21 protein-coding genes are annotated in these 26,413 nt (G+C 31.5%); 6 read left to right on the top strand and 15 right to left on the bottom strand.

Features of this window, described 5'->3' with window-relative positions; genetic code table 11:
- Nucleotides 1-338: 338 nt before the first annotated feature.
- Nucleotides 339-1,370: a 3D domain-containing protein gene (locus G9F72_RS08565; protein ID WP_224676039.1), complete on the top strand. Its 1,032-nt coding sequence runs from the start codon at nucleotides 339-341 to the stop codon at nucleotides 1,368-1,370.
- Between the two features lie 107 nt (nucleotides 1,371-1,477).
- Here the strand turns inward: G9F72_RS08565 and larA are convergent, their stop codons facing one another.
- The 6 genes from larA to G9F72_RS08535 all read right to left on the bottom strand — a co-directional run bounded on the left by larA (nucleotide 1,478) and on the right by G9F72_RS08535 (nucleotide 8,817).
- The gene (gene larA, locus G9F72_RS08560) at nucleotides 1,478-2,752 is read right to left on the bottom strand and encodes a nickel-dependent lactate racemase (protein WP_164957912.1); all 1,275 of its coding nucleotides are present in this window, start codon (nucleotides 2,750-2,752) and stop codon (nucleotides 1,478-1,480) included.
- Between the two features lie 15 nt (nucleotides 2,753-2,767).
- Nucleotides 2,768-4,291: an L-lactate permease gene (locus tag G9F72_RS08555; RefSeq protein ID WP_164957911.1), complete on the bottom strand. Its 1,524-nt coding sequence runs from the start codon at nucleotides 4,289-4,291 to the stop codon at nucleotides 2,768-2,770.
- Between the two features lie 113 nt (nucleotides 4,292-4,404).
- Nucleotides 4,405-5,802 carry an FAD-binding oxidoreductase gene (locus tag G9F72_RS08550; protein ID WP_164957910.1) on the bottom strand — a complete coding sequence of 466 codons (1,398 nt, stop codon included), beginning with the start codon at nucleotides 5,800-5,802 and terminating at the stop codon, nucleotides 4,405-4,407.
- A gap of 83 nt (nucleotides 5,803-5,885) precedes the next feature.
- Nucleotides 5,886-7,094, bottom strand: coding sequence for an electron transfer flavoprotein subunit alpha (locus tag G9F72_RS08545; RefSeq protein WP_164957909.1), 1,209 nt, complete (start codon nucleotides 7,092-7,094; stop codon nucleotides 5,886-5,888).
- A gap of 17 nt (nucleotides 7,095-7,111) precedes the next feature.
- On the bottom strand, nucleotides 7,112-7,900 hold the full coding sequence (locus G9F72_RS08540) for an electron transfer flavoprotein subunit beta/FixA family protein (protein ID WP_164957908.1): 789 nt from the start codon (nucleotides 7,898-7,900) through the stop codon (nucleotides 7,112-7,114).
- Nucleotides 7,901-8,118: 218 nt separating this feature from the next.
- Nucleotides 8,119-8,817, bottom strand: coding sequence for a FadR/GntR family transcriptional regulator (locus G9F72_RS08535; RefSeq protein WP_164957907.1), 699 nt, complete (start codon nucleotides 8,815-8,817; stop codon nucleotides 8,119-8,121).
- A gap of 543 nt (nucleotides 8,818-9,360) precedes the next feature.
- Between G9F72_RS08535 and G9F72_RS08530 the strand changes: the two genes are divergently transcribed.
- Nucleotides 9,361-10,284, top strand: a complete 924-nt coding sequence (locus tag G9F72_RS08530) for a G5 domain-containing protein (RefSeq protein WP_164957906.1) — start codon at nucleotides 9,361-9,363, stop codon at nucleotides 10,282-10,284.
- A gap of 138 nt (nucleotides 10,285-10,422) precedes the next feature.
- Here G9F72_RS08530 and G9F72_RS08525 read toward each other — a convergent pair whose 3' ends face one another.
- Both G9F72_RS08525 and G9F72_RS08520 read right to left on the bottom strand, forming a co-directional pair.
- Nucleotides 10,423-11,454 (bottom strand): hypothetical protein, encoded by a 1,032-nt coding sequence (locus tag G9F72_RS08525; RefSeq protein WP_164957905.1) that lies wholly within the window; start codon nucleotides 11,452-11,454, stop codon nucleotides 10,423-10,425.
- A 58-nt stretch (nucleotides 11,455-11,512) separates the two neighbouring features.
- Complete coding sequence (locus G9F72_RS08520) at nucleotides 11,513-13,000, bottom strand: MBOAT family O-acyltransferase (RefSeq protein WP_164957904.1); 1,488 nt, start codon at nucleotides 12,998-13,000, stop codon at nucleotides 11,513-11,515.
- 250 nt (nucleotides 13,001-13,250) lie between these two features.
- Between G9F72_RS08520 and G9F72_RS08515 the strand changes: the two genes are divergently transcribed.
- Together G9F72_RS08515 and G9F72_RS08510 are read left to right on the top strand one after the other, a co-directional pair.
- Nucleotides 13,251-14,144 (top strand): ABC transporter ATP-binding protein, encoded by an 894-nt coding sequence (locus tag G9F72_RS08515; RefSeq protein WP_164957903.1) that lies wholly within the window; start codon nucleotides 13,251-13,253, stop codon nucleotides 14,142-14,144.
- Nucleotides 14,144-15,412, top strand: coding sequence for an ABC transporter permease (locus G9F72_RS08510; RefSeq protein ID WP_164957902.1), 1,269 nt, complete (start codon nucleotides 14,144-14,146; stop codon nucleotides 15,410-15,412). The genes G9F72_RS08515 and G9F72_RS08510 overlap by 1 nt, the downstream gene beginning before the upstream one ends.
- 67 nt (nucleotides 15,413-15,479) lie before the next feature.
- Here G9F72_RS08510 and G9F72_RS08505 read toward each other — a convergent pair whose 3' ends face one another.
- The 4 genes from G9F72_RS08505 to G9F72_RS08495 all read right to left on the bottom strand — a co-directional run bounded on the left by G9F72_RS08505 (nucleotide 15,480) and on the right by G9F72_RS08495 (nucleotide 20,351).
- The gene (locus tag G9F72_RS08505) at nucleotides 15,480-16,829 is read right to left on the bottom strand and encodes a nucleobase:cation symporter-2 family protein (protein WP_164957901.1); all 1,350 of its coding nucleotides are present in this window, start codon (nucleotides 16,827-16,829) and stop codon (nucleotides 15,480-15,482) included.
- A 148-nt stretch (nucleotides 16,830-16,977) separates the two neighbouring features.
- Nucleotides 16,978-17,103 carry a hypothetical protein gene (locus G9F72_RS26990; protein WP_263486822.1) on the bottom strand — a complete coding sequence of 42 codons (126 nt, stop codon included), beginning with the start codon at nucleotides 17,101-17,103 and terminating at the stop codon, nucleotides 16,978-16,980.
- Between the two features lies 1 nt (nucleotide 17,104).
- A complete protein-coding gene (locus G9F72_RS08500) occupies nucleotides 17,105-17,881 on the bottom strand; it encodes a Na-translocating system protein MpsC family protein (RefSeq protein ID WP_224676278.1) in 777 nt (258 codons plus the stop codon).
- On the bottom strand, nucleotides 17,868-20,351 hold the full coding sequence (locus tag G9F72_RS08495) for an ABC transporter substrate-binding protein (RefSeq protein ID WP_164957900.1): 2,484 nt from the start codon (nucleotides 20,349-20,351) through the stop codon (nucleotides 17,868-17,870). Before G9F72_RS08495 ends, G9F72_RS08500 begins: the two co-directional genes overlap by 14 nt.
- A 407-nt stretch (nucleotides 20,352-20,758) precedes the next feature.
- On the opposite strand from G9F72_RS08495, the gene G9F72_RS08490 reads away from it, so the two are divergent.
- Together G9F72_RS08490 and G9F72_RS08485 are read left to right on the top strand one after the other, a co-directional pair.
- Complete coding sequence (locus G9F72_RS08490; protein WP_164957899.1) at nucleotides 20,759-21,769, top strand: 2-hydroxyacyl-CoA dehydratase family protein; 1,011 nt, start codon at nucleotides 20,759-20,761, stop codon at nucleotides 21,767-21,769.
- Nucleotides 21,757-22,515 carry an acyl-CoA dehydratase activase gene (locus G9F72_RS08485; protein WP_164957898.1) on the top strand — a complete coding sequence of 253 codons (759 nt, stop codon included), beginning with the start codon at nucleotides 21,757-21,759 and terminating at the stop codon, nucleotides 22,513-22,515. The genes G9F72_RS08490 and G9F72_RS08485 overlap by 13 nt, the downstream gene beginning before the upstream one ends.
- A 96-nt stretch (nucleotides 22,516-22,611) precedes the next feature.
- Here G9F72_RS08485 and G9F72_RS08480 read toward each other — a convergent pair whose 3' ends face one another.
- The 3 genes from G9F72_RS08480 to G9F72_RS08470 form a co-directional block, all read right to left on the bottom strand.
- On the bottom strand, nucleotides 22,612-23,643 hold the full coding sequence (locus tag G9F72_RS08480) for a PTS sugar transporter subunit IIC (protein ID WP_164957897.1): 1,032 nt from the start codon (nucleotides 23,641-23,643) through the stop codon (nucleotides 22,612-22,614).
- A gap of 415 nt (nucleotides 23,644-24,058) precedes the next feature.
- Nucleotides 24,059-24,778, bottom strand: coding sequence for a response regulator (locus G9F72_RS27375; RefSeq protein WP_224676277.1), 720 nt, complete (start codon nucleotides 24,776-24,778; stop codon nucleotides 24,059-24,061).
- Nucleotides 24,779-24,900: 122 nt separating this feature from the next.
- Complete coding sequence (locus G9F72_RS08470; RefSeq protein WP_164957896.1) at nucleotides 24,901-26,187, bottom strand: ATP-binding protein; 1,287 nt, start codon at nucleotides 26,185-26,187, stop codon at nucleotides 24,901-24,903.
- Between the last annotated feature and the right edge of the window lie 226 nt (nucleotides 26,188-26,413).

The following is a 26,413-nucleotide window of genomic DNA, read 5'->3' as shown; positions in this document are numbered from 1 at the left end:
AAAAAATAACTACTCCTTCAAATTCCTAAGTTATTAAACCCATTTAATCATCTTGTTTTTGTTGCCATTATTAAGAGAGCAAGTAAAAATAATATAACTGCTAAAATAATTGAACCATATGAACTCAACTTTTACAAGTGATAATAACTATCAATTCACCCTGTAACTGAAAAATGTGATATACTACTGTTACAATAAATTACCATGCATATTTTGCTTTAGACATATACATTCCTTAAATCTCACACATTTTTTGAGATTGTTCTTAAATATTATATATTTTAATATAATCTATTTAGGAATCCTGCATAATTATTATATTAAATTAATAATAGGAGATGATTATTATTGTTAAATTTATAAAAGGTAAACAAAAGAAAATTGTAATGGGGTTTGTTCTAATGGCCATAATTGCAACCACAACTGCTTTCATGTCCATAACAAGAAAAAATATTTCAGTGGTGGTAGATGGTAAGCAAATTAAATTAGTAACTTACCAAAAAACTGTTGAGACTGCTTTAAAAAAAGCTAATATAAATATAGCAGTAAAAGATAAGATTGATAAAGACTTAAATTCAAAACTAGTTAACAATGATGTTATAACTATTAATCACGCTATAAATCTTAAAGTCTTTGTAGACAATAAGGAGCTTAATATAGCCTCTGCGGAAAAAGATATTGCATTAATGTTAAATGCAGAAAAAATAGGCTTAAGTCCTAATGATAAAGTTTACCCCTTAATAGAAAATAAATTATCTAAAGGCATGAATGTTATCATAACTAGGGTTAAAACAGAAACAGTCCAAGAGAAAAAGCCTATTGACTTTAAAACGGTTATTAAAGATGACAAGGATACATTAAAATCTCAAAGTTCAGTTTTACAAAATGGAATAAGAGGTGAAAAAAACATTACTTTAAATGTTACTTATGAGAATGGGAAAGAAGTAAATAGAGAAGTTATTAAAGAAATTGTAGTTAAAGAACCCCAGCATAAAATTATAGCTCAGGGTACAAAGCCCGCCATAAGCATTTCAAGAGGAGCATCTGCAAAAACTCTCAATGTACGTGCTACATCAACCTCAAAGACTATTAATGTAAAGGCTACTGCTTACTGTGCAGTTGATGGAAATGATACATATACTTCCTCTGGAAGAAAGGCTGTTCGAAATCCAAGTGGGTATAGTACCATAGCTGTAGATCCTAATGTAATTCCACTGGGAACAAGATTATATGTTGAAGGTTACGGCAATGCTATAGCTGCCGATAAAGGGTCTGGAGTTAAAGGGAAATTTATAGACGTATTTTTCAATACACTTGAAGAGGCTTCTAATTGGGGTGTTAAATATCTAAAAGTAACAATTTTAGATTAAATTTTCAAAATGGGCTGTCTCAAAATAGAAATTAATTTCTATTTTGAGACAGCCCATTTTACTTGTACCTTACAACTTGCCACTTGCCACGTGGGTGGCACCTTTTTCTAATTTACAACAACTGAAACTCCATCTGGTATTACTGTTATTTTTGCATTTTTTCCTTTTATCTCAAAAGCCATTTGTAGTGCTTTTTCAAAGGTAGCTGCATGCTTCATATGCATTTTTACTATCATTTCAGGGTCACACATATCTGTAACAAGGATCACCGTATGATTGTCCAATATGCGGGCAAGAATTTGAAATTCCCATTGATCTGGCGCCGTATCATTTCTTCCTATTTTAAGCACCTTATCAAGGACGACCCGTGGGCTATTTGCATTTGCTATATTGTCATAGAATGACTGTCCACCATGTCCATCATTACAAGCAGACACCATGATTATAACTCCGCCATCCTTGCAAGTTGCTTCTGCAGCAGTCATACCTTTTACAGATTGGTATATGTTCTGATCAAGAGGATATCCTCCATTAGTAGATATAACAATATCTGCTTTAACGGCTTTCACAGCTGCAAGTTCCATTACAAATTTACATCCTTCAACGTGTGCAAGCTCGCTATCTCCTGCAAATGCATTTATAACCTTCTTATTGCTGTCAATAACAACATTTAATATGAAGGCCAGCTTTGCCGCTTTTGCTGCATAAAGCATATCCTTATGAATTGGGTTATTTACAATAACTCCAGACCTAGCATATTCACTTGCTATAAATTCAGAGCAATGGTTTGCCATAACTGTCTTTGCTGAAGCCACTCCAGGAAGCACACTCTTTCGTCCTCCAGAGAATCCTGCAAAGAAGTGTGGCTCTATAAATCCTTCTGAGACTAAAAGTTCTGCATCCATTGCTATCTTATTAAGCAATAGTTCTCCACCTGATGGAAGGGTTCCTACGCGTACCATACTGCCATAATCCTCTGATACATGATTTATTATAACTTCATTATCTACAATTTCTTGTCCAAACTTATCTATCATTTCTTCCCTTGTAGTTGGTCTATGAAAACCAGTGGCAATTAATATCGTTATTTTAATTTTAGGGTTTGCATTTCTGATTCTTGACAGTAGTATTGGCAATGTTACTTTACTTGGTACAGGCCTTGTGTGATCACTAGTTATTAATACTAAGTTTTTCACACTTTTAACTAGATCTTCTAATTTTGCACTTCCAATAGGATTATCCAGTGCCTTATTTACAATTTCCTGCTGAGTGCATTCTACCTTGTACGCATGAGCTTTTGATTCTAATATTGCTACCAAATTTTTATCGGGTATTTCAATTTCCAAGAACTGTTTTGAATATGGTATCTTTATTTTAGTCATATATAATCTTCCTCCCTACATTGTAAAGAATTTTGCTCCAAAGTACGTAATTAATCCTAATATTGTTACATATGCAAGGCAGAATTTTAAAGTTGCCTTCAATATCTTACCTTCAGCTCCTACAAGTCCAGTGGCTGCTGTGGCGACTGCAATACTTTGAGGAGATATCATTTTACCTGCAGTAGCACCGCCAGTATTAGCAGCTGCTAACCAATAAGGACTCATGTGTAAATTTTTTGCAACCTCAACTTGCAGAGGTCCAAACAATACATTAGCAGAGGTATCACTACCAGTTACAAATGTACCTAGAGCACCTATAATTGGAGCAATTAATGGATAAAAACTTCCTGTTGCTGCAACTAAAACTACCGCAATAGATGTTATCATTCCGCTGTAACTCATTACCTTAGCAAGAGCGACTATAGCAAGTATTGTAATTGCAGTTTTGCTCATTTGCTTGCAAGTATCAATTAATACTTTTGCTATCTCCCTAACCTTAGCCCCTTGAACAAGCCCGCCAATAAAGGTAGCAAGTATTATAAGTGTCCCTGGATTAGCAATCCATGTGAAAGTACTAAGTTTTGCATGGGGACCATTATATATTTGAAGTGAAGTTTTTATAGCTGATAATGGTTTATTAATCCACGGAACTAGAGAACTTGTGATTAATATAAAAGTCAAAATCAAGATAAATGGCACCCAGGCAATTATTCCCTGTTTTGCAGATATATTAACTTTATCTTTAGCTGCTGTTTTTTTATAGAATATTTTAGCTATTGTAACTGTGACAATAATACATATCATTGAACCAATTAGTGCTGGAAGTTCTGCTCCAACATATTTTGCAATTAAAAGTTCTGGTATTGCAAAAGCTAATCCTGAGGCAAGAGAAATAAGCACAACTCCTTTTATGGCCTTTACACTTTTACCTGTTAGCATAACTAAAATTAGTGGTACAATTACGATTAATATAAATAATTGAAGTCCAACTGCATAGCTTAAAGTTGTTGGATCAATTGATGCAACCTTTGCTAGAGTTGTTACAGGAAGTCCTATTGCTCCAAAAGCTGTTGGCGTTGTATTTGCAATAAGGCATATTATAGCTGCAAAAATAGGATCAAAACCAAGTGCAGCTAAAATGCTTGCAGGTATAGCTACCGCTGTACCAAAGCCTGCAATTGCTTCAAGAAAGCCACCAAAACCCCACGCAACAATTAAAACTAATATTCTCCTATCTGTTGTAATTCCTGTCATCATATCCTTTATTACGTCCATACTTTTAGTATGAATAGAAAGGTTGTAGGTAAACACTGCTGCTATTATTACAACAATTATTGGCCATATTGCCATAGCTGCTCCCTCAAGTGTTGCTGTAAGAGCTTGGCTAATTGGCATCTTCCATACCAAAATTGCAAGTAGTATTGTAATTACAAGTGTAATTGTACAGGTTTTATGCCCAGGCATTTTTAATACGCCTAGAGAAACCATAAGCCATATAATGGGGATAAGTGCTATGAAAAATAATAAATAATTGTTCATCTTTTATTCCCTCCTACATTTAAAAATATATAGTATCCATATTGAAATGGATTACATAAGATTATTATTATATCGCCAACCTCTTTAAAAGATATTGGCGATATAATTTGCTTCTATTGACAAACTTTCCCTGGATTTAATATATTTTTAGGATCAAAAGCTAATTTTATATTTTTCATAAGCGCTACATATACAGGACCATATTGTTCAAGCATATATGATTTCTTAGCAAAACCAATTCCATGTTCGCCGGATACTAATCCCTTGAGTTCCCTGGACTTACTGTACATTGCTTCAAATACTACTTCAATCTTCTTTTCCCATGCTTTATCTGATAGCTCATCCTTTAATACATACACATGTAAATTACCATCACCTGCATGGCCAAAGCTTCTTATCCTTACATCAAACTCCTTTTGAAGCTCATTAGTGTACCTAATAAACTCAGCAACTTTGTTTCTTGGAACAACAACGTCACATTCATCCATATCAGTGGTTGTGGCCTTAACTGCTTCAAGAAAAGCTCCTCTTGCAGACCAAACAGCTTCTTTTCGCTCATCTGTATCAGTTATAAATACGTCAAGAGCACCTTCCTCAAGGCAAATATTAGCTACGCTTTCATAAGCTTTTTCTATTTCTTCTATGCTATTGCCATCAAAAGTTAATAAAAGGTATGCATCTGAGGAATTATCAGGGAATTTTTTTCCTAGAAATTCTTCAGCAGCAAGAATAACCTCTCTTTGCATAAATTCAATAGCAGTTGGTGCAGATTTTGATTTAACTATCTTTGGAACTGTACCTATTGCTAAATCAAGATTTGGAAAAGGTATTAGCAGTGATATAGCTTTCTTAGGAAGTGGTATAAGTTTTAATATAGCTTTTGTAACTATTCCTAGGGTTCCTTCAGATCCACAGATTAAATCTTTTATGCTGTAACCCGAGGAATTCTTAACCACTTTTCCTCCAATATTAAGTATTTCTCCATTTGGAAGCACTACTTCAAGCCCTCTTATGTAATCTCTAGTAACCCCGTACTTAACAGCCCTCATTCCGCCTGCATTGGTATTTATGTTGCCAGCAATAGTAGCTGATTTTTCTCCTGGATCTGGTGGATAAAATAAATCAAACTCCTCAACATATTTACTTATCTCCATTAAAAGCACACCTGGTTCAAGGGTTAAAGTTAAGTTTTCTTCGTCAATTTCAAGTATCTTGTTCATTTTAGACATATTTATCATAATTCCACCGTAAATCGGAACTGATGCGCCAACAAGTCCTGTTCCTGAGCCTCTTGCTACAACTGGAATCATGTTTTCATATGCATATTTCATAATCTTTGACACTTCCTGCGTACAAAGAACTTCAACTAATACGTCTGGCATTTTGCTTATTCCACCCATTTCATCATGGCTGAAATCATCATTTATTGCGTCACCTATAAATACTCTATCTTTATCTAATATTGAAACTAAAAACTCTATATCCTTAGTATCAAGTTTTTTATAATCCATAAAAGTTACCTCCTCGGTTCATATGATAGTGTTAACACTAACTTACTTATTCACTTTAAATCATCATCTATGCAACTGTAATATTAACGTACACAATACTCCGCCCCTGAGTTCTTGATATTTTCGATTAATTGAGGAACTATTTCATATATATCTCCTACTATTCCATAATGAGCTACATTGAATATAGAAGCATTTTCATCACTATTTACTGCAAATATACGTTCTGAGCTATTCATTCCAGCTGTAAACTGAACCGCACCTGAAATTCCAAGAGCTATTATTAGCTTTGGTTTAACTGTTCTACCAGAAAGACCAATTTGTTTTTTAGCATTAATAAAGCCAGCTTCAATTGTTGGTCTTGTCCCAGCTATTTGAGCATGGAGAAGATCTGCCAGTTCCTGGATCATAGCCATGTCCTTTTCTGACTTTAATGCTCTACCAACTGCAACAATTACCTCTGCATCTGAAATGTTTTCTTCTGCTTCTTTTTTTGTAACCTTTAACACTTCAATCTTTGAAGCTAATTTTTCACTATCTATATCACAAATTGTAATTTTACCTTTTGGGGCGCATAATCTTTCAGGTGCATTCATAACCTTATATCTTACTGTTGACATCTGAGGCCTAGTATTAGGACATAAAATCTGTGCCATTATGTTACCACCAAAAGCGGGTCTTATCTGCACAAGGTCAGTATTTTCTTTCATTTCAAGCATTGTACAATCAGCTGTCAGTCCTGTTCTAAACCTTGCCGCTACCCGTGGAGCAAGAGATCTTCCAATAGTTGTAGCACCAACCAGTAAAGATGATGGCTTTACCTTATTAACAAAATCTTCAAAGGCCGCGGTATAAGGTTCTATCCTAAAATCCTTCAGCTCTTCGAAATCGTATACAAATACTTCATCCACTCCATAATAAAGTAATTCTTTTGCTTTTTCCTTTATATTAGAACCAATAAATACACAATATACTGGAAAATTAACCACTGCAGCAAGTTCTCTAGCTTTTCCGATTAGCTCCATTGTTACAGGATGTATATCGCCCTCTACATGGTCCACATATACTCCTATACCCTTCCATAGGCTCTTGTCAATTTTCTCTTCTTCTGTTTCAACAAATTCCATTACTCCAGTCGGACCTTTTTTAACGCAAATTTTACACATTTTACAACCTGCATTAATTTCGATTTTTCCCTGGTTGTATTCAATTGCACCAAAAGGGCAAACCTTTATTAATTCTTCAACATTTGACTCATTTACTTTCTCCTGATTACAAATTAACTTACTCATGAAAATTCCACCCTTCTTTATACAAATTTTAATTCTTTAAGTTTTGCTGCTATTTTAAGGCTAAGCTGTGCACCACTGCCTGTCCATGTTTCTCTATCATTATTTACAGATGGAGGAAATATTCTTTCAACCTGCGTTGGTGAACCACTAAGTCCATATTTCTTTTCATTCTTATCTTCAAAATCATTTAATGTTATCATTTTTATTTCTCTATCTTTTGTAGCTAGTTTTTTCCTGTAAGATGGCAGTCTTGGCTGATATATATCTTTATCTACAGTTAAAAGGCATGGAAATTGAACTTCTGCTACCTCAACAGTATTTGCCATATCCATTTCAACAATAACTGATTTATCTTTTATTTCTATTATTTTTAAAACGTTTGCAATGTGGGGAATACCAAGATATTCAGCCATTTCTGGTCCAACTTGAGCAGTATCACCGTCTGTAGTTTGCTTTCCACATAGTATAAGATCAAAGGTACCCATTTTTTTTACTCCTTGTGATATTGTATAAGATGTAGCAAGAACATCCGCTCCTGCAAACTTTCTATCAGATATTAATGCGCCTTCATCTGCGCCCATCATATATGCCTCTCGAATTACATCCTTTGCTTGTGGTGGTCCCATAGTTATAACCTTGATTAATCCACCTTGCTGCTCCTTAATTTTAAGCGCAGTTTCTAATGCAAATAAATCATAAGGGTTCATTTTTGAATCTACACCATCTCTTTTTAAAACACCTGTAACTGGATCTACTTCAACTTTTGAAGTTCCTGGAACTTGCTTTATACAAACTAAAATTTCCATATATTTTCCTCCAATCATTCTTATAGAAAATGCAAAATTTCATTTTTGGTAGTATGGTCTGACCACCTTTATATCATAATAACATACTATTTTAAATATTTCTACAATAGTTAAATAGTTAACGATAAGATTTATTTTATTCAAAAAAATAAAAAAATGAGAGCAATATTTGTTATTGCCCTCACTTTTTGTTTTGCACAAAACTATATATTTCTAAGTTACTTTTCTTTTTTCATATACGCATTTGCAAAATCTAAATGTTCTCGCATTGCTTTTCGAGCAGCTGCAGAACTATGTTTTTCCATAGCTAAATATACCTCATTGTGTTGTGAGAAAAGTATTTCTTTATTTCCCGGCTGCTCTAATATCAATTTTCTTGCATCTACAATAAAATGATCCACAAGGGTTGATACTGTTTTTAGAATGTTAAATATTAAAACATTGCCTGAGCATTCTGCAATCTTATAATGAAACTGTTTGTCAATTTCAGCATTAATAGTTTCATCCCCACAATTCATAAATTCTTGAGTTATATCTTTTAATTCCTTTAGTTGTTCAGTAGTTATCCTCTTAGAAGCAAGACCTGCAGCCTCCACCTCCATAATTTTTCTAAGCTCCCAGATTGCTTCTGGGTCGCTTCCCTCTAACATAAACATAATTGATAGTGGTTCAAATAAATTATCTTGAAAACTTGTTTTTATGTAATTGCCTTCCCCTTGTCTGCACTCTATAAGTCCAATGACTTCTAATGCTCTAAGTGCCTCCCGAATGGAAGCCCTACTTACCTCTAATTGTTCAACTAACTTCCTCTCAGAAGGAAGCTTATCTCCCTTTTTAAGCGTACCTTTATCAATCATATCTTTTATTTGAATTATTACCTGTTCGTAAACTTTTGTATTCTTTATAGGACTAAACATGTTGTTCCTCCGTTCTAATATTCAAAATCTATATATTATATACACTATACCATAATATTTACAGTCTAAAGTCGTGTTAAATAAAACACAATGATAACTTGGCGCCGCCCACGTGGCAAGTGGCATCTTTTCATCATTAAAATAATAGTCGGTTAATAAATTTTTGTAAGTGCATTATTTAATACCTCTTCCTAAATTGTACCATACTTTTTTTAAGATAGCATAATATTTCTACTTAGAATAGCTTAGTTACTGAGTTTTTATAACTCTGTTTAATTTAACTAAAAAAAAAATAATATTTCCCATGTACTTCCAACTATGCTATACTACTATTACAATAAATTACCATAAATATATTGGTATAGACTTACATGAAACACCAACCTCTCATGCATCTTTTCAGATTATTCTTTAACGTCATATATTAAAAACTGCTACACTTTAGCCTGACCACATAAATAATTATACCCAAATTTATAATAGGAGATGATTATTATCGTTAAATTTATAAAATATAAACGAGGAAACATCGTAATTAATTTTATGCTGGTGACAATAATTTCAGCTTTAACTATTTTTATGTGCTTCATAAATGAAGATAGTACGGTAGTTGTAGATGGTAAACAAATTGAACCAATAACTTTCCAAAAAACTTATAATAGCACTTTAGCTAGTGCTGAAATAAATGCAGACGAAAATGATAACATTGATAAATCTTTAATAGCTAGTAATGATGTTATAACTGTGGATCTTAAAGTCTTAGTAGATAATAAAGAGCTTAATATAAAATCTACTGAAAAAAACATTGCTCTAATGTTAAAAGCAGAAAAAATAGCTTTAAGTGCTACTGATAAGGTGTCCCCATCATTAGTAACTGAGTTATCAAGCGGTATGGAAGTTACCGTAACAAGGGTTAAAATAGCAACACTAAAAAAATCAATACCTATTCCTTTTAAAACAGTTATCAAAAATGATGCTAATACACTCAAATCTCAAAGTAAGGTTTCACAAGTGGGAAAGCAAGGCGAAAAAAGTGTTACTTCAAATGTGACTTATGAGGATGGAAAACAAGTAGCAAGCAATGTTATTAAAGAAACAGTAATTAAAGCACCACAAAATAAAATTATAGTTCAAGGTACTTTGCCTAACATAACCTTCTCAAGAGGAGGCTCTGAAAAGATTATTAACGTAAAGGCCACTGCTTATTGCCCAATTAAAGGAGCAACTAATACTTATACTGCCTCTGGAAAAAAGGCTGTTCGAGATCCAAATGGAATTAGTACAATAGCTACAGACCCTAATGTCATTCCCATGGGAACAAAATTATATGTTGAAGGCTACGGATATGCCATAGCTGCAGATAAAGGTTCTGGAGTGAAAGGAAAATTTATAGATTTATATTTCAATACACTTAAAGAAGCCCTTGATTTTGGTGTTAGATACATAAAAGTACAAATACTAGATTAAATTATATAACACAAAGCAAATGGTGAAACTTTTTGGATAAAATTAAAAACCCCATCTTTTAAAGATAGGGTTTTTCTCATTTTAATCATTGTTTTTTTCTACATTAACCACAAAAGCTAGAATAAGTTCAACATTTAGCTACTTAGCAATTGGATGGTTTTTCAAATATAGCAAGTAATCCGTATTCCATTTTTCATAGCTTTTATCATTTCTATGATCCTTTAATTCATACTTTGTCTTCAGTAATTCACCTAAATAATTTGTAACTTTATTAGAGCCCCAAATATTTAAATGACCAATATTAAACATATCAGACTTAAAATCAAATCCGATTTCTTTATACTTCTTGTTATAATTAATAAACTCAATATTGTTTTCTTTACATATTTGTTCAACTTTATTGAACATTTTTTCTGGAGTTTGAGTCCAATTTTTCATACCCGTTGTGCTTGTATCATCGTATGGTACATTAGTAAATATAAGTTTAAATCCCTGCTGCTTAGATAAATTAATCATTTTATATAGATATTCCTCTGATTTAGGAGGAAGTTCTCCTACACCCTCTGTAAGAACCTTAGATTTATTTTCTTTACCATACTTTTCATCTCCAACACTAAAGCCTTTCTCAAAATAATTATCTAAATTATTAAATTGAATATCATCTTTTGATAATTCTTTCCATCTGTTGTGATACCTTATAAATGGAACAAAATAATTTTGTCTTTCATCTTTAGGGGTAGTGGCTAAAATTGCATCAACCTTGTTTTTAGACATTTTCATGTTATCAAGCACATAACTAATGTAGCCCTCTTCTCCATATTTTTCAGTTAAGCCTAAATAATATAAATCAACTACAACCACAGGTTTTTCCTGTTTTTTTAATATTTCCTTTAACAGATAATATGTAACATCAATAGGTTCACCAGCTGTTGCATAATTAAAACTAGTTATTCCATAATCTTTCCATAGTAAATTTGGACTCATTGCTGCATGCATATGACTCGATCCTAAAAATACAACATCATATTTATCCCCTGTATTTGCATATAATCCTTGATACAAATTATTACGGTAACCAGTTTTGAATATGAATAACCAATTTAAAGATAAGAGAATAGATATTAAAATAACAGTAAAAATACTTCCTTTTAAAATTCTTTTTTTATTCAATGGAGCGCCTCCTATAGGTACAAGCATAACCCTTTAAAATGGAACATAAAGTGCCTAATTAAAACTGAGAATATATAAATTTCTGAACATCAAATGCGGGACCATACATTCCAAATACCAATACCGACGTTATAGCGATTAGATACAAACTCCATCTAAGTATTATGTTTTGTTTGGCTAATTCAAATCCTAAGTTTTTACATGACTGCATAGCATTTATAGCTAAAATAATGAATATGCCTAATACTGATATTAAAAAATCTTTTGGATCTAAGCCTAACTTAAAAATAGAGCCATCAGTAAGAACCCAAGGGTTAAACGTCATCATATTTTTAATTATTGTTTTTGCAGCGGTAAATGAAGCTGCCCTAAAAAATATCCATGCAAAATCAACAAGTATAAATGTTATTACTACTTGGAAAAATTTATATACCCAAGCTTCAGTTTTAATCTTAAATGTGCTTATTAATTTCACTTTTGCTGGTTTAAATAAATCTCCTACTATTTGATATATGCCATGTAATGCTCCCCAAATAACAAAATTTATTGCAGCTCCATGCCACAATCCACTTGCTATAAATACAACCATTATATTAAAATAAAATCTTAGCTTACTACATCTGTTTCCCCCTAAAGGGAAATATAAATAGTCTTTAAACCATCCACTTAAACTAATATGCCAACGTCTCCAAAATTCTTTTATAGATCTTGAAAAGTAAGGGCTTTCAAAATTTTTGGTTAGCCTAAAGCCCATAACTGTGCCAACTCCCCTTGCTATATCAGAATAAGATGAAAAATCACAATATATTTGAAAAGCAAAGAAAATAGTAGCAATTACAATTTGAAATCCATGATAGTTCTTTGGGTTATCATATACAGTATTAACTAATAGCGCTAACCTATCCGCAATTATAACCTTTTGAACAAAACCCCATAGCATTAATAGTAACCCTTTTTTAACTCTATCATAATCAAAATAATGTTCTTCATCAAACTGACATAATAAATCCTTTGATTTATCTATAGGTCCTGCTAATAGTTGTGGAAAAAAAGATACAAACAACGCATACTTTCCTAAATGTTTTGTTGCTTTAATATCTCCTCTGTAAACATCCATAGTATAACTTAACGCCTTAAATGTGTAAAAAGAAATACCAATTGGTAACAAAAAATCAAAGGTTGGTACTGTTATCAAAATATGAAATTTTAATAATACTTCTGTTAATCTGGAAGTAAATAAATTTAAATATTTAAATGTGAATAAAATACCTAAATTACTAGCAAAACTTGCAAAAACAACAATTTTTTTTAATCGAATAGCTCTTCGTACATTTTTATCTATATTCACCTTTTCTATTAATAATCCACTTACATATGTAATTATAGTTGATATGGCAAGTAATATTGCATATTTAGGATTAAAACACATATAAAAAAAATAACTAATTATTAATAGCCATAACCATCTGACCTTGTGTGGCATTAAAAAATATAGAATTGTAACAATGGGGAAAAATATAAAGAAACTAGCAGAATTAAATAACAAATTAACACCTCTTTTATACGCCTTTATATATATTTTTTTAATATAATTTATCTTATCATACCGTATTAACGTGTCAATTATATGTCAACGTTAAAACTAGTGTTATCCACATAGCCAATGTAATCAATGTGAGGATCTATAAAAATACCGATTTGAAATGCAGTATGTTATAATATGGATATATTAAAAATAACGTACATAACTGTTAATAACAGTTATGTACACATAAGGAATAAAAGGGGGCAAAATTATGGCATTAGATGTTTTAGACCTAGTAAAAAAATTCGGAGAAAAAACTGCTGTCGAAAACCTTTCTTTTAAAATTGAAAAGCCAGGTGTATTTGGTTTACTTGGCACAAATGGCGCAGGAAAAACCACTACCATAAGAATGATTTTGGGGATTCTTGAAAAGGATAGTGGAATTATTCAATGGAATGGAAGCCCTGTTACAAGAGAAACCGTAAAGTTTGGATATCTACCAGAGGAAAGAGGCTTATATCCTAAAGCTAAGATAGTAGATCAGCTCTCATATTTCGGAAAACTTCGTGGCATGGATGGAAAGTCAGTAAAAAAAGCAATAAGCTATTGGTTTGATAGACTTAAGGTATCTGAATACTCAAAATCTACAGCTGAACAACTATCCAAAGGCAATCAGCAAAAAATTCAATTTATAACAGCACTTCTACATGATCCTGAATTAATTATTCTAGACGAACCTCTAAGTGGTCTTGATCCAATTAATGCTGATTTGTTCAAAAGTGTAATTTTTGAATTAGTTGAAAAGGGGAAATATATAGTAATGTCTAGCCATCAAATGCAATCCGTGGAAGAATATTGTGAGGACCTTATGATATTAAAAGATGGAAAAACTGTTCTTCGCGGCAACCTAAAGCAAATAAAGGCTGGTTATGGAAGGACGAATCTCACTGTTAACTGCCAAGAGGAAATTGATACTCTTATAAAAGAGCAAGACATAAATCTTATATCAAAAACCGCTACAGGTTACGAGTTTAAAATTAAATCTGATGAACAGGCCTACGGCCTTCTTGAAAAAATCATAGCATCAAAAATAAGACTCCATAAATTTGAAATTCGTGAACCCTCTCTTCATGAAATATTTATTGAAAAGGTTGGTGAACAATAATGAAAGAATTCTTTACTGTTTTAGGCTATACCTTTAAGGAAAACTCAAGAAAAAAATCATTTATTATTTCAACTATAATTACACTTATTTTAACAATTGTAATAGTCAGTTTACCAGCAATAATAAAGAATTTTGATAAAAGCGGTAAAAACAATACAGAGCAAGGTACAACCACAATCGAAACTAAAAAAGGAGTTGTGTTTGTCGTCGATTCAAAAATTATTCTAAAGGGAGATTTAAATAAACTTGGTAAAGCTTTTTCAAACTATGAATTTAAATCTGAACCTGCTAATAATATTGATACACTTAAAAATAAAGTTAAAAATGAAGAGAATAATGCGCTTCTAGTTCTAGATGAGAAAAATGGTGTACCTACTTTTGATTATATAGTTAAACAATCTGGCAGTGGCCTTGGCCCCTCTGAAATTAGTCGAGTTGTTAAAAGTATTTTTGTAAGCAATTTACTTACGGCTTCTAATGTACCTGATAACGTATCTGCAATGGTACAAAGTGAAGTTTCCTTTAATGTAAGCGAACTAGGAAATGGCAAGATGAACAGCTATATATCAAGTATTGTTGTAAGTATGCTACTATTCTTTTCGATTTATTTTTATGGCTATGGAGTAGCTATGTCTGTAGCTTCTGAAAAGACTTCAAGAGTAATGGAGCTTCTTGTAACTTCAACAAAACCATCAAAAATAATTCTCGGTAAAAGTGCTGCTATGGGTATCCTCGGTCTAATTCAGTTAGCCATGGTAGTATTTACTGGTGCACTAACCTATAAATTAACTTTTCCTGAGAATTTTGCAATAGCAGGTCAAGCGCTTAACTTTTCGAGCTTCACCCCTTTTAGCCTTATAATGATTGTTTTATACTTTATATTTGGTTATTCTCTATATGCTATGATGAATGCTGTAGCTGGAGCTACTGTTAGTAAGGCAGAAGATGTTAATTCATCTATTATGCCTATTACTATGATATCTATGGTGGCTTTCTATATGGGATATTTTTCACTGGCGGTGCCTGATGGAAATGTAGCAATCCTCTCATCTATAATTCCATTTTCCGCACCTTTTTCCATGCCTCCTAGAATTTTAGCTACAGAAGTTCCTGTTTGGCAAATTGTAGCTTCCCTATTCTCTTTGGTAATAACAATTGTTTTTATAGCTTGGATATCCATAAAAATATATTCTTCTGCTATACTTCATTACGGCAAGCGTTTAAAACTTAAGGATTTAATAAAGATGTCAATCGATAATAAACAATAAAATAATAGGGGACAGTTAATAATTTTTATGAATTATTAACTGTCCCCTATTATTTATTTATAAAAAACTAAAGAGTATGATTGTTAGGAATCGATACATTATTTTCTGATGCCATAATTTCTTTATAATTAAAAAATATATTACCAAATATTGCAACTAAACTTCCGGCAACAATTCCATCTTCAAGTACGAATTTAAGGGCATAAGGAAGTTGATCAAAGAGTCCAGGTGAAACTTTAGAGCTAAGACCGATTCCTACAGCTAAAGCAATAGTTAACATATTACCTGTCTTTGAAAAGTCTACACTTGATAATATTCTAATACCTGATACTGATACCATGCCGAACATAGCCAAGGTAGCTCCACCAAGTACAGCGTGTGGGATAATTGTTGCAAGTGCAGCGACCTTTGGAATAATTCCAAGACATATTAGAATTAAACCTGAACACACTGTAACATAACGACTCTTAATACCTGATAGTGCAACAAGTCCAACATTTTGAGAAAAAGTAGTGTAAGGGAATGAATTGAAAACTCCACCTAAGATCTGAGCTAGTCCCTCTCCTCTAAGACCACTTACTATTTCGCTATTTTCTACTTTTTTACCACAAATATTTGAAACACCGATAAAAACTCCAACAGCTTCAATCATAAGTATTAGTGATATAAGACACATTGTGAATATTGGTCCAAGTTCAAATTTAGGAAGTCCAAAATAAAAGGGAGTAACAACTCTAAACCATCCAGCACTTGAAACAGCGCTTAGATTTACCATCCCCATAAATGAAGCTACGATTGTACCAAAAACTAAACCTAATAGAACTGAGGCTGCTTGCATAAATCCTTTAAAATATCTATTAAGAATACAAATAAATATTATTACTATACCTGCAAGAATAAGATTTTTAGGATTGCCATGGGTTGGACCATAACCGCCTGCAGCATCATTTAAAGCAACAGGTATAAGTGATAAACCAACAATCATAATTACTGTACCAGTAACAAGAGAAGGGAAAAACTTAAGAAGTTTACCAAAAAAAGATGAAATCAATAGAACAAAAATACCTGCACAAATAACTGAACCATAAATAACAGGTAATCCACTTGCTTTTCCAATAGTAATCATAGGAGCAACAGATACAAAGGAACACCCCATAATTACTGGTAGCTTAACACCAATGTATTTTCCAAATCCAAAGGCTTGAATTAAAGTGGCAATACCACAAGTAAACAGATCTGCTGCTACTAGGTAAGCTATTTGCTGAGGAGTTAAACCAATAGCCGCTCCTACTATAACAGGAACTGCTATTGCTCCAGCATACATTGCAAGTACATGTTGAAGCCCTAATGGTAATAATGTTTTAATAGGTAACTTTTCATTGGTTAGGTCAGTTAGGTCAGTTTGGTTAGTATTCATAATAATTCCTCCTGAACATTTAGATTTATATATAAAGGTTTTACCTCTAACATATCTCATTCACATAATTGAAAACGCAAAAAAGTCAGTACAAATAACATCACTGTTTTTGTACTGACTTATTAAAGCCTAACATTTTATGTTTTCTTTAATCCTTGTCAGTTATATATTTACCTTTATTCTGGTTCGGCATTATTTCCAAGCCAGCTGTTATTATTATTGTTTTCAGATAATTCATAATATTAAGTGTATCATGTTGCATTTCTATTGTCAACCTAAAAAATCGTAAAAATCATCTCATCGCTATTACTCCATGAATCTGGAATAACTTCCAGTAGTTTTACAACTGAGCCTACCACCTCTCCTAATTTTAGCTGAAGAATATTAATATTTTCCTCGTAAAAAATCTTGCGATTAAAATCCACCAAGCTATAATTTTTTTTATTAACTACCAAATTAGCTTCTAATAGTGTAAGAATCCCTAGTGCTTTTACTTCTATTCTATTGCCCTTTATAAATAGATGAATATCCCTAGGGCCTTTACCTGTAAAACTCTTTAAGAAAAATGCAATTTCACTTTTTAATTTTTTCTCTAATTCTTGCTTACTTTCTTTATTAAGCAATGATAATCCACCGATTACAGTATTACCCGTAATATCTCTTAGTATGTCAATTGCAAGACCTTCCATATGTTTAATCAATTCATTTGTATTTAATGGCTTTATAATATATTTAACAATGCCTTGGTCAATAGTCTTTATTATTGTCTGACTGTCTGATAAAGCAGAAATAACTATCACGGGACAGGTCGACCCTGTTTTTCTAATCTCTTCTATTAGCTGAATTCCACCCATAACAGGCATAATGAGATCTGTTAAAACTAAATCAGGTTTATTTTCATTAAATGCCTTTAATCCTTCTTCTCCATTCTTTGCAGTTAATAAAACTCCAACCCTTCTTTTTAAAAATATTGCCAATTCGTTTCTAGCAAAATCTTCATCCTCAATATATAATACCTTAAGGTTATTTAGCAAATTACTATTTTCTAGCACCTTCAATTTTACTCCCCCCATTTTCTGGTATTGTAACTTTAATAGTAACACCTGTTCCATGTTCAAGAAGTTCAACTCTACCACTCATGTTATTTTCGATAATTAACTTTGTCATATATAATCCCAGTCCAGTTCCATTTTTGTCACCCTTTGTAGAAAAATAAACATCAAATATTTTATCAATATTCTCTTCCTTTATTCCGCCACCATTATCACTTATTTCAACTGAAATCATATCTGCCTCTTTATAAACTTTAATACCAATTTCTTTATTTGAATGGAACTGTTCCGCTAGGGCATCAATAGAATTACTTATAATATTAAATATTGCTTGAGAATATTGGTTAGCATATCCAAAGGCTACCACATCGTTTTTTGTATCCATTGTTACATTAACTTTATTAAATTTTAAGTTTTCATCAAGCAATTCCAATACAACATTTATATTTTCACATATTGAAAAATTTGTTTTTCCATTTTGAGGCTTTAAAAAATACCTGAAATCGTCTATAGTATCTGACATTCTACTGATTAATTTTCTGCATTTTCCAACTACATTGTTAACTACCTCAGGCTCAAGTTCATCATATATGGAAGCATCTTCTAGGTTTGAAATAATAAGCCCTAAATTATTTAAGGGTTGCCTCCATTGATGTGCTATGTTTCCTATCATTTCACCCATTGCAGCAAATCTAGCTTGATATATGAGTAAGGCCTCTTTTTTCTTATTCTCATCCATTTCATTTTTGAACATTCTTTCAAGTTCAAGATTAATCTTTTCTAATTTTAAGGATAATTGGCTTTTTTCAGTAGATAAAGAATATACGCCCTCTGAGGTTTTATATTCTGATATTGAATCATTTGGCTCCACTTCAGGCATGCCCGAGGCAATTTCATTAATTATTCGTCTAAACCTGCTTTCACTTCTCCTAACAGTCTCTTCCTCAGTTTTTGTATTTGTTATATCTAAAACCATACCCATATTAACTTTATTATCACTGTCTTGATCGAAAATTGAAGTCATAAAAAGCTTGCCGCAAATCAAACGGCCATCTTTTCTAATGTATTGTTGCTCTATTTCATAGCTTTCAATTTCCTCCTTTAAAAATCTATCCTTTAATTTTAAAACATTGTCATCTTCAGGGATAATTAATTCAAAAATACTTCTTCCAATGACATCCTCTTCATTATAGCCTGTCATATCCAACCATCGTTTATTAGCTTGTAATATAATGCCTTTTATTGTTGTAATTGTTATCCCAAGAAGTGCACTACTAAACATAGTCTCATATCTTTGTGTACTTCTAATAATTTTCTCCTCAGCTTTTTTTCTCTCATTGTTTTCTTTTTTTAGTATGACATTATTAGTAGTTAACCGAACTATAAAATATATTAAAAATATGCAGAAACTCCCTATCATTAAAACAATAAATATCATTTCTAACCTTTTATTTCTATCATTAATAATCTTATCATAATTAAATATAAATGAGTTAAAATCAGGTGTTCCATTTACAATTCCAAGTTTTAATAAAGTCTCTTGCATTTTCATCCATCTGTTGGGATTAATATTCCCGATTTCAACCACGGGATAAAGAGTTAATTCCGCTACTTTCTTTTCTTGAAAAAGGTTATAGGCTTCTAACTCCTTCACTGACTGCCCTTCAATCTTAAACTCTGTGGAAATTCGTTTTGCTGTCTCCACAGGATGTTCTAAAGCATATTCCCATCCTTTAATACTTGCTTTTTTAAATTTTTCAACCAAATCTGGGTTTGTTAAGGCTAAATCTCTTTTCGTAAATAAAGAATCTCCATAAAAGTCTATTCCATAGTCAATGGGTTTTATTATTCTTAATGATAACTTTGATTGTTGTGCTAGATAGGTAATCGTTCCCAGATATCCTGGAATCACATCGTATTTACCTGTTGCTAAATCCGCTGCTGAAAATTCAGTAGAATAGGGTAACATTTCAGTATTATCAGATTTAATACCCTCATTTTCCAGCATAGCTTGAAGTTCAATATCTAATAAATCATTTTTTCTCCTGGCAATGTTGAGTTTTGTTAAATCAACTATACCTCTATAGGGCGTATCAGACTTCATATAATATTCAACTGCACTACGTTGAAATAGTGAAGCAACAATACAAAGATTTGCCCCTTTATTTTCTTCCATTAATACATCATCTGATCCAATGCCAAAATCTGCTCTACCCTCAAGAACCTCCTTAGTTGCAACTAATATACTGTTGTTTGAGGTAAAGGCAGACTTTATTTCTACATCTAACCCTTCTGCATCGTAAAACCCCATCCATTTTGCAACATAGTACCCTGCAAACTGATATTGATGGTTCCATCTTAGTTGTAGAACCACTTTTTTATTGTTTTGTGCATAAGCAATGCAATTAATTTTTAAAAACACAAATGCGGTTAATAATAATAAGGTCTTTATTAAAAATTTCTTCTTCATTTTCCCCCTTAATCACTTTAATGCCTTTTGATACAAAATAATATCATATTTAGTATAAATTACTATATGAATAATATATCACAAAACAATCAAAAATAAAAAGTAATAATTCTTCTGTTACACATCCACTATATTTAAATAATCTCCACTATATTTAAATAATCTCCATTTGACATCCTGAGTAACCTATAGTAAACTCAATAATTATAAAACTTAAATAAGACAGTTCTAAACCATCCTGTCTATAAACAAAACTAGGACGTAACTACCGTTTTAGGTAGTCTTTTTTGTTTAAGGGCGGTTTGCGCCCTTTTTTATTTGCACGATTTTTAAAAATATAAAAAATTAACAGGTTATATTAACTTCCATCTGTTAAATATTATCTATAACACACAGGAGGATTCATAATGAAAAAAATAGGATTAACAACTACCGTACCAGTAGAGGTTCTCATTGCAGCAGGTTATACCCCTATAGATTTAAATAATATTTTTATAACCTCTAAGGATTATTTAAAATATATAGACATTGCAGAAAGAGATGGGTTTCCTAAAAGCTTGTGTACTTGGACAAAGGGAATTTATGGAGCCTGTATACAAAATCACATCACAGAGATAGTCGGAGTTGTGGAGGGCGATTGTTCTAATACAAAAGCCCTAATTGACGTACTTCAGTTAAAAGGAATTAAAGTTTATCCCTTTTCCTTTCCACATAGTCACAAAACAGATGATGTAAAGCGCGAAATAAAGGAATTTATGAATACCTTTAATGTAACAATAGAAGAAGTTGAAGTGGTTAGAAAAAGACTAAATCAAATTAGATCATTAGCTAAAGAAATTGATGAGTTAACCTATATTCATAATAAAGCCACGGGCTTTGAAAATCACCTATTTCAAGTGTGCACAAGTGATTTTAATGGAGATATAAATGCATTTGAGGCTGACCTAAAAAAAGTTATTCATAATATGAAAAACAGAAAACAAGTATCTAGAAAACTTCGACTTGGATACATAGGTGTTCCTCCTATGACCGCCGATATATATGAATTTGTTGAACAATTTGATGCTAATTTTGTATACAATGAAGTCCAAAGAGAATTTGCTTTTCCAAGAGCAGATAGTGCATTAGATATATTTCATCAATATTACGACTACACTTATCCTTATGATAGTGAATTTAGGATTAAAGAATTACAAAAGCAAATTGAACAGCGAAAATTAGATGGTATAATTCACTACACTCAAGCCTTTTGCTATAGGGCTGTAGAACATATTGTTTTAAAAGAAAAATTAGATATACCCATGTTAAATATCGAAGGCGACAAGTTAAATGTCTTAGATGCAAGAACAAAACTTAGATTAGAAGCCTTTCTTGATATGCTAGTAGATTTAAAGGGGGGTAAAAAATGCGAGTGTTAGGTATAGATCTTGGAAGTCGTGCGGTTAAGATTGTTTTAATGGAAGATAATAAAATAATACAAAAGATAAAAGTAAGCACCATGAACTTTTACAGAAATTACTGCGACTTTGATGGTAAGATTATTGTTAATTTAGAAAAACTTGATATGAGGCGAATTGATAAGGCAGTGTCTACAGGTTATGGAAAAAACAATACTGATTTGAAACTATTCACCCCTATAAATGAGCTAAAAGCCCATGTGTATGGAGGCTTCTATCAAACTGGCCTAAAGGATTTTATACTCTTAGATGTAGGTGGCCAAGATGTTAAGGTTGTAAAAGTGGAAAAAGGACTTATTACAGACCTAGAACTTAATGAAAAATGTGCTGCATCCTGTGGTAGATATTTAGAGAATATGGCAAATGTACTTGAAGTATCCCTTGATGACATGAGCATACATTATGAAAATCCTGTGGAACTAAATTCAACCTGTGCTGTATTTTCCGAATCTGAGCTAATTGGCAAAATAGCTGAAGGTGTAAGCATAGATTGCTTATGCTCTAGTGTTAACTACTCTCTATACAAAAGACTTAAACCTCTTTTGAGTAAATTCAAAGGTAAAAAATTAGTTTTAACTGGCGGTGTTGCTAATAACACTGCAATAAAAAGATATTTAAATGAAGATTATGAAGAGATAGTATCTATTGAGCAACCACAATTTAACGGAGCCATTGGGTGCTGCTATTATGGAAGTAAATTTTTATAGTACTCGCCATTTGTTTATTATAAAAATCCCACTGTATCCTTTGATATCAGTGGGATTTTATTCATTGCTTATTCAACTTGCCATGTGGATGGCACATTATGCTGCAATTGCTTCTTCTTCAACCATTTTATTCTTTTTCTTTCTAAGATAAAGAGTTATAGTAGAACCAACAAGTCCACCAATAATTCCACCACATATAGCAAATAATATAGCAAAAATAACTGATTTAGGTTCATTGAAACCAAATGGTGCTAATAATCCTGGAATAGGTGATGCTGTACCAGGCGCATTATTTATTATTTTAAAATAAGCAGCACTTAACCCAGCTAGTCCACCACCTATAAAGTTTGAGCAATATATAGGAAGTGCGTTTGCAGTTACTATATCAGCTTGCGTTAGTGGTTCAAGCATCACAGCTACTACATTACTTCTATCACCAAGTTTAAGCCTTTTGAACATTATACCGTTTGTAAAAGATCCACCAACACAGGCGATAGATGCTATACCCATTGCAAGACCTTGTAATCCAAGCATTGCTGTTAGTGCCATAGAACTTAAAGGAGATGTACATATCATTTTCATAATTCCGCCTAATAAGAAACCCATTATATAAGGAGATTGCACTGCAGCAACTGCAATCATACCTCCAATACTAAGTAATGTTGAATTTACTACTGGATCTACGCCGAAAGCAATTCCTCTTGCAAGCGGTGCAATCAAAAGAGCACCAACTATTATATCTAATCCTTTAGGAAGTTTTTTTTCTAAAATAGGTCCGATAAATGAAATTATATATCCAGCTACAAATCCTGGAAGAATACCATATCCCAATACTGCAGCACCAGCTGTTACTGCATATACAGGATTTAATCCCATATTTAAACTAACTAGTATTACAGCAGCAACACCGCCCATGTTTCCAGAAGCAGCCCCTACTTCACCTAAAAATTTAATATGTAATAAATTTCCGCTTATGTATTTATGTATAGCTTCAACTAAAAATGTTGCTACAGCAGCATTTGCAAGGCCAGACATAGCCTTTTGACCTTTAGGCATTTTTAAACTAAAAAGTGAAAACAAGAATAATGTGAAAAGTAATAATCCAATACCTTTAATTAATATAAACATATTTTCCTCCTTTGTATTTTAAAATAACTGCAATTAATTTTCTTTATAATGAATTTTCAATATTGTGATTTATCATACAATTATTATAATTGCAAAGTTTCAAAAAACTTCGCAAGACTTCAAAATATAATAAAAAAAATATTTTTCACTGTAGAAAACATTCTATCAATAAATAACAAAACAAGAGATAGGGACAATTAATAATTTTAAAAATTATTAATTGTCCCTATCTCTTACTTACTTGCCACATAGTCAGCAGCCTCTGCTACAACTGTTTTACTTTTTTTCCTTCTAATATAGAGGGTTTAATCCCATATTTAAACCAACTAGTATTACAGCAGCAACCCCACGCATATTTCAAGAAGAAGCACCTACTTTCATAAGAACTCAAATGCAAATTGGAAAATTGAAAAAATTATTTTTCGCAGTAGGAAATAAGTCCATCAATAAATTTTTTTATGGTTACTTTACCTCTATCAGAGCTCTTTTTTCTAATATAATCCATTTCTTTTTTTACTTGTTCAAAATTAAAAAGTCCAGTTGAGTATTCTACAAAAACATCATTCATATAATCTTCTATTCCTAAACTCGCAATATTGCTCATACCTGTGGAAATAGTTCTTCTAATTCTTTGTTCCATTGATTTAGGATTATCGGTAAATTTTATACATAATTCTTTTAATGTATAGTTGTCCATGTATTGATTATTTTTCATTAAAAATACAGTAATATCAATTAAGTCTTTACTGCCCACTTCACCTATTATTCCTATTCTAAGCATTATATTTTTTATCGTTTGTATTTCATCTTCTGATTTTAAACAATTACTATCTAGAATGATGCTGGTATCTTTATTAAAAAGTTTTTGAATTTTATTTAAAGTTCGGTTGGTTTCTAAATTTTCAGATACTTTTTTTATAATAGTTTCAATCTCAACTGCATTTATTGGTTTTTGTATATAAAATTCTATTCCATTTTTATAAGCTTTTTCAATCATATTTTTAGCTGATACCTGAGAAATCATTATAAATTGCATTTCAGGACGCGTAGGTTTTACATTCTTAACTATGGATAATCCATCAACGCCAGGGATGAAAAGATCCACTAAAACTATATCTGGATTCAGACACTGAATCTCTTCTAAACCTTTTCAGCCTTCAAGGGAATAACCTATAACTGTACCCAAATCTCTATCACATATTATCTTTTCTAAAATCTTAACAATATTAATATCATCTTCAATTATAAATATATTCATTATGAGTCCTCCAGTTCTGATTTATTAATAGTTATGTAAAAAATAGTTCCAAAGTTTTCTGTAGAGTTTACTTTAATAGTACCTTTTAAATTTTCTTCAACAATATTTTTAACAATACTCAATCCAAGACCACGATTTATTTCACCAGTCTTATAGTTGATTTTAGTTGAGAATCCCGGTGAGAATATGTAACTTAGATCACATTCTTTTATTCCAGACCCCGTATCACTTATTATGAAAATAAATTTTTCATCTATTGACTTTTCTATAAAGGAAATACGAACATTATGCGTTGTAGTGCTTATTGCATCTAGTGAATTCATGATTAAATTTCTAAAAATAGACATAAGATAATAATGCTTAGTTGTATAGAAATTTTTATTTATATTAAAAATCAAATCTACACTAAGTTCTCTAAATTTCACTTCATTTTTCATGCTATCTTCTAATATATTAATAATATCTTTAAAATACATACCTTTGTCCTTAGCCTTATCTTCTGTTATTTCTTCAATACCTCTTACAACAAGACCATATTCTTTCTTTATTTCGTGAACATCTTTAGCAATATTTAAAGACTGCTGAGCCCAGGTGTCTGAATCTTCTTTTACAGATATTTTTTCAAATAATTCATAGGCGTTACCCATAACTTTTTCTATACTGCTCATATTTTTTCTCATCCAATACATTTCTGTTTTTAAATCAGAGGTTAATAGTAGAAGTTTTTTATATCTTTTTTCATGTTCCTCTTTTAGAAGAAGTAACTTATAAAACTTTAGACTATTTAAGATTATTAGACTTATAATAGAACGTATAATAGCAACATAAAATAGTGTAGTAACTACATTTAAATTTAGCATAGTAAAATTCTCAAGATTTCTTATTAATATTTCTATAAAATTTCCTAGGAAATCACTTAATATCAATGTTATTAATAATCTTTTTAAATTAATTGTGGTTATTGTTTTACTGAAAATTTTAAAAAATATACTATAAAAAGCATAAAAAAATATTTCTGGAAAGTAAGCTAATAAAATTTCAATAAAACTGCCATTTTCAATAAAATGGATACCTACTCTTAAAAGATAAACAGAAAGAGCACACATAACCCCTGTTTTTATGGTATCTAGTTCATCAAAAAAGTATAAAAATACAGGAAATAATATTATTGCCACAGAAACTCTAAAATCAGATATAAGCAAATTCATATTTATTTGTGAAGTGATTGCAATAATTATAGATATTGCAATCATTCTTTTTAATTTGGTAGTCTTTATAATCGCCATATTTATTTATCCCCGCAACAAAATTCAAAATATAATAATGAAATCCTTTATAGAATTTAAAGATTTACGGTTTAATAGTACCATTTTAATATAAATGTTACAATTCTATTTGTTATTTTGTTGTTTCTTGTAGTATTTATAAAATATGCAATAATAGAATTTTCAAGGGGACACTGCTTTTATTATTACTACTATCTACAGGATAATTTCAAACAAATAATAAAAC

It is taken from the genome of Clostridium estertheticum (assembly GCF_011065935.2).
Classification (GTDB): Bacteria; Bacillota; Clostridia; order Clostridiales; family Clostridiaceae; genus Clostridium_AD; species Clostridium_AD estertheticum_A.
Note: the sequence above shows the minus strand (reverse complement) of the source record. Positions and strands in the feature narration are given on the sequence as shown.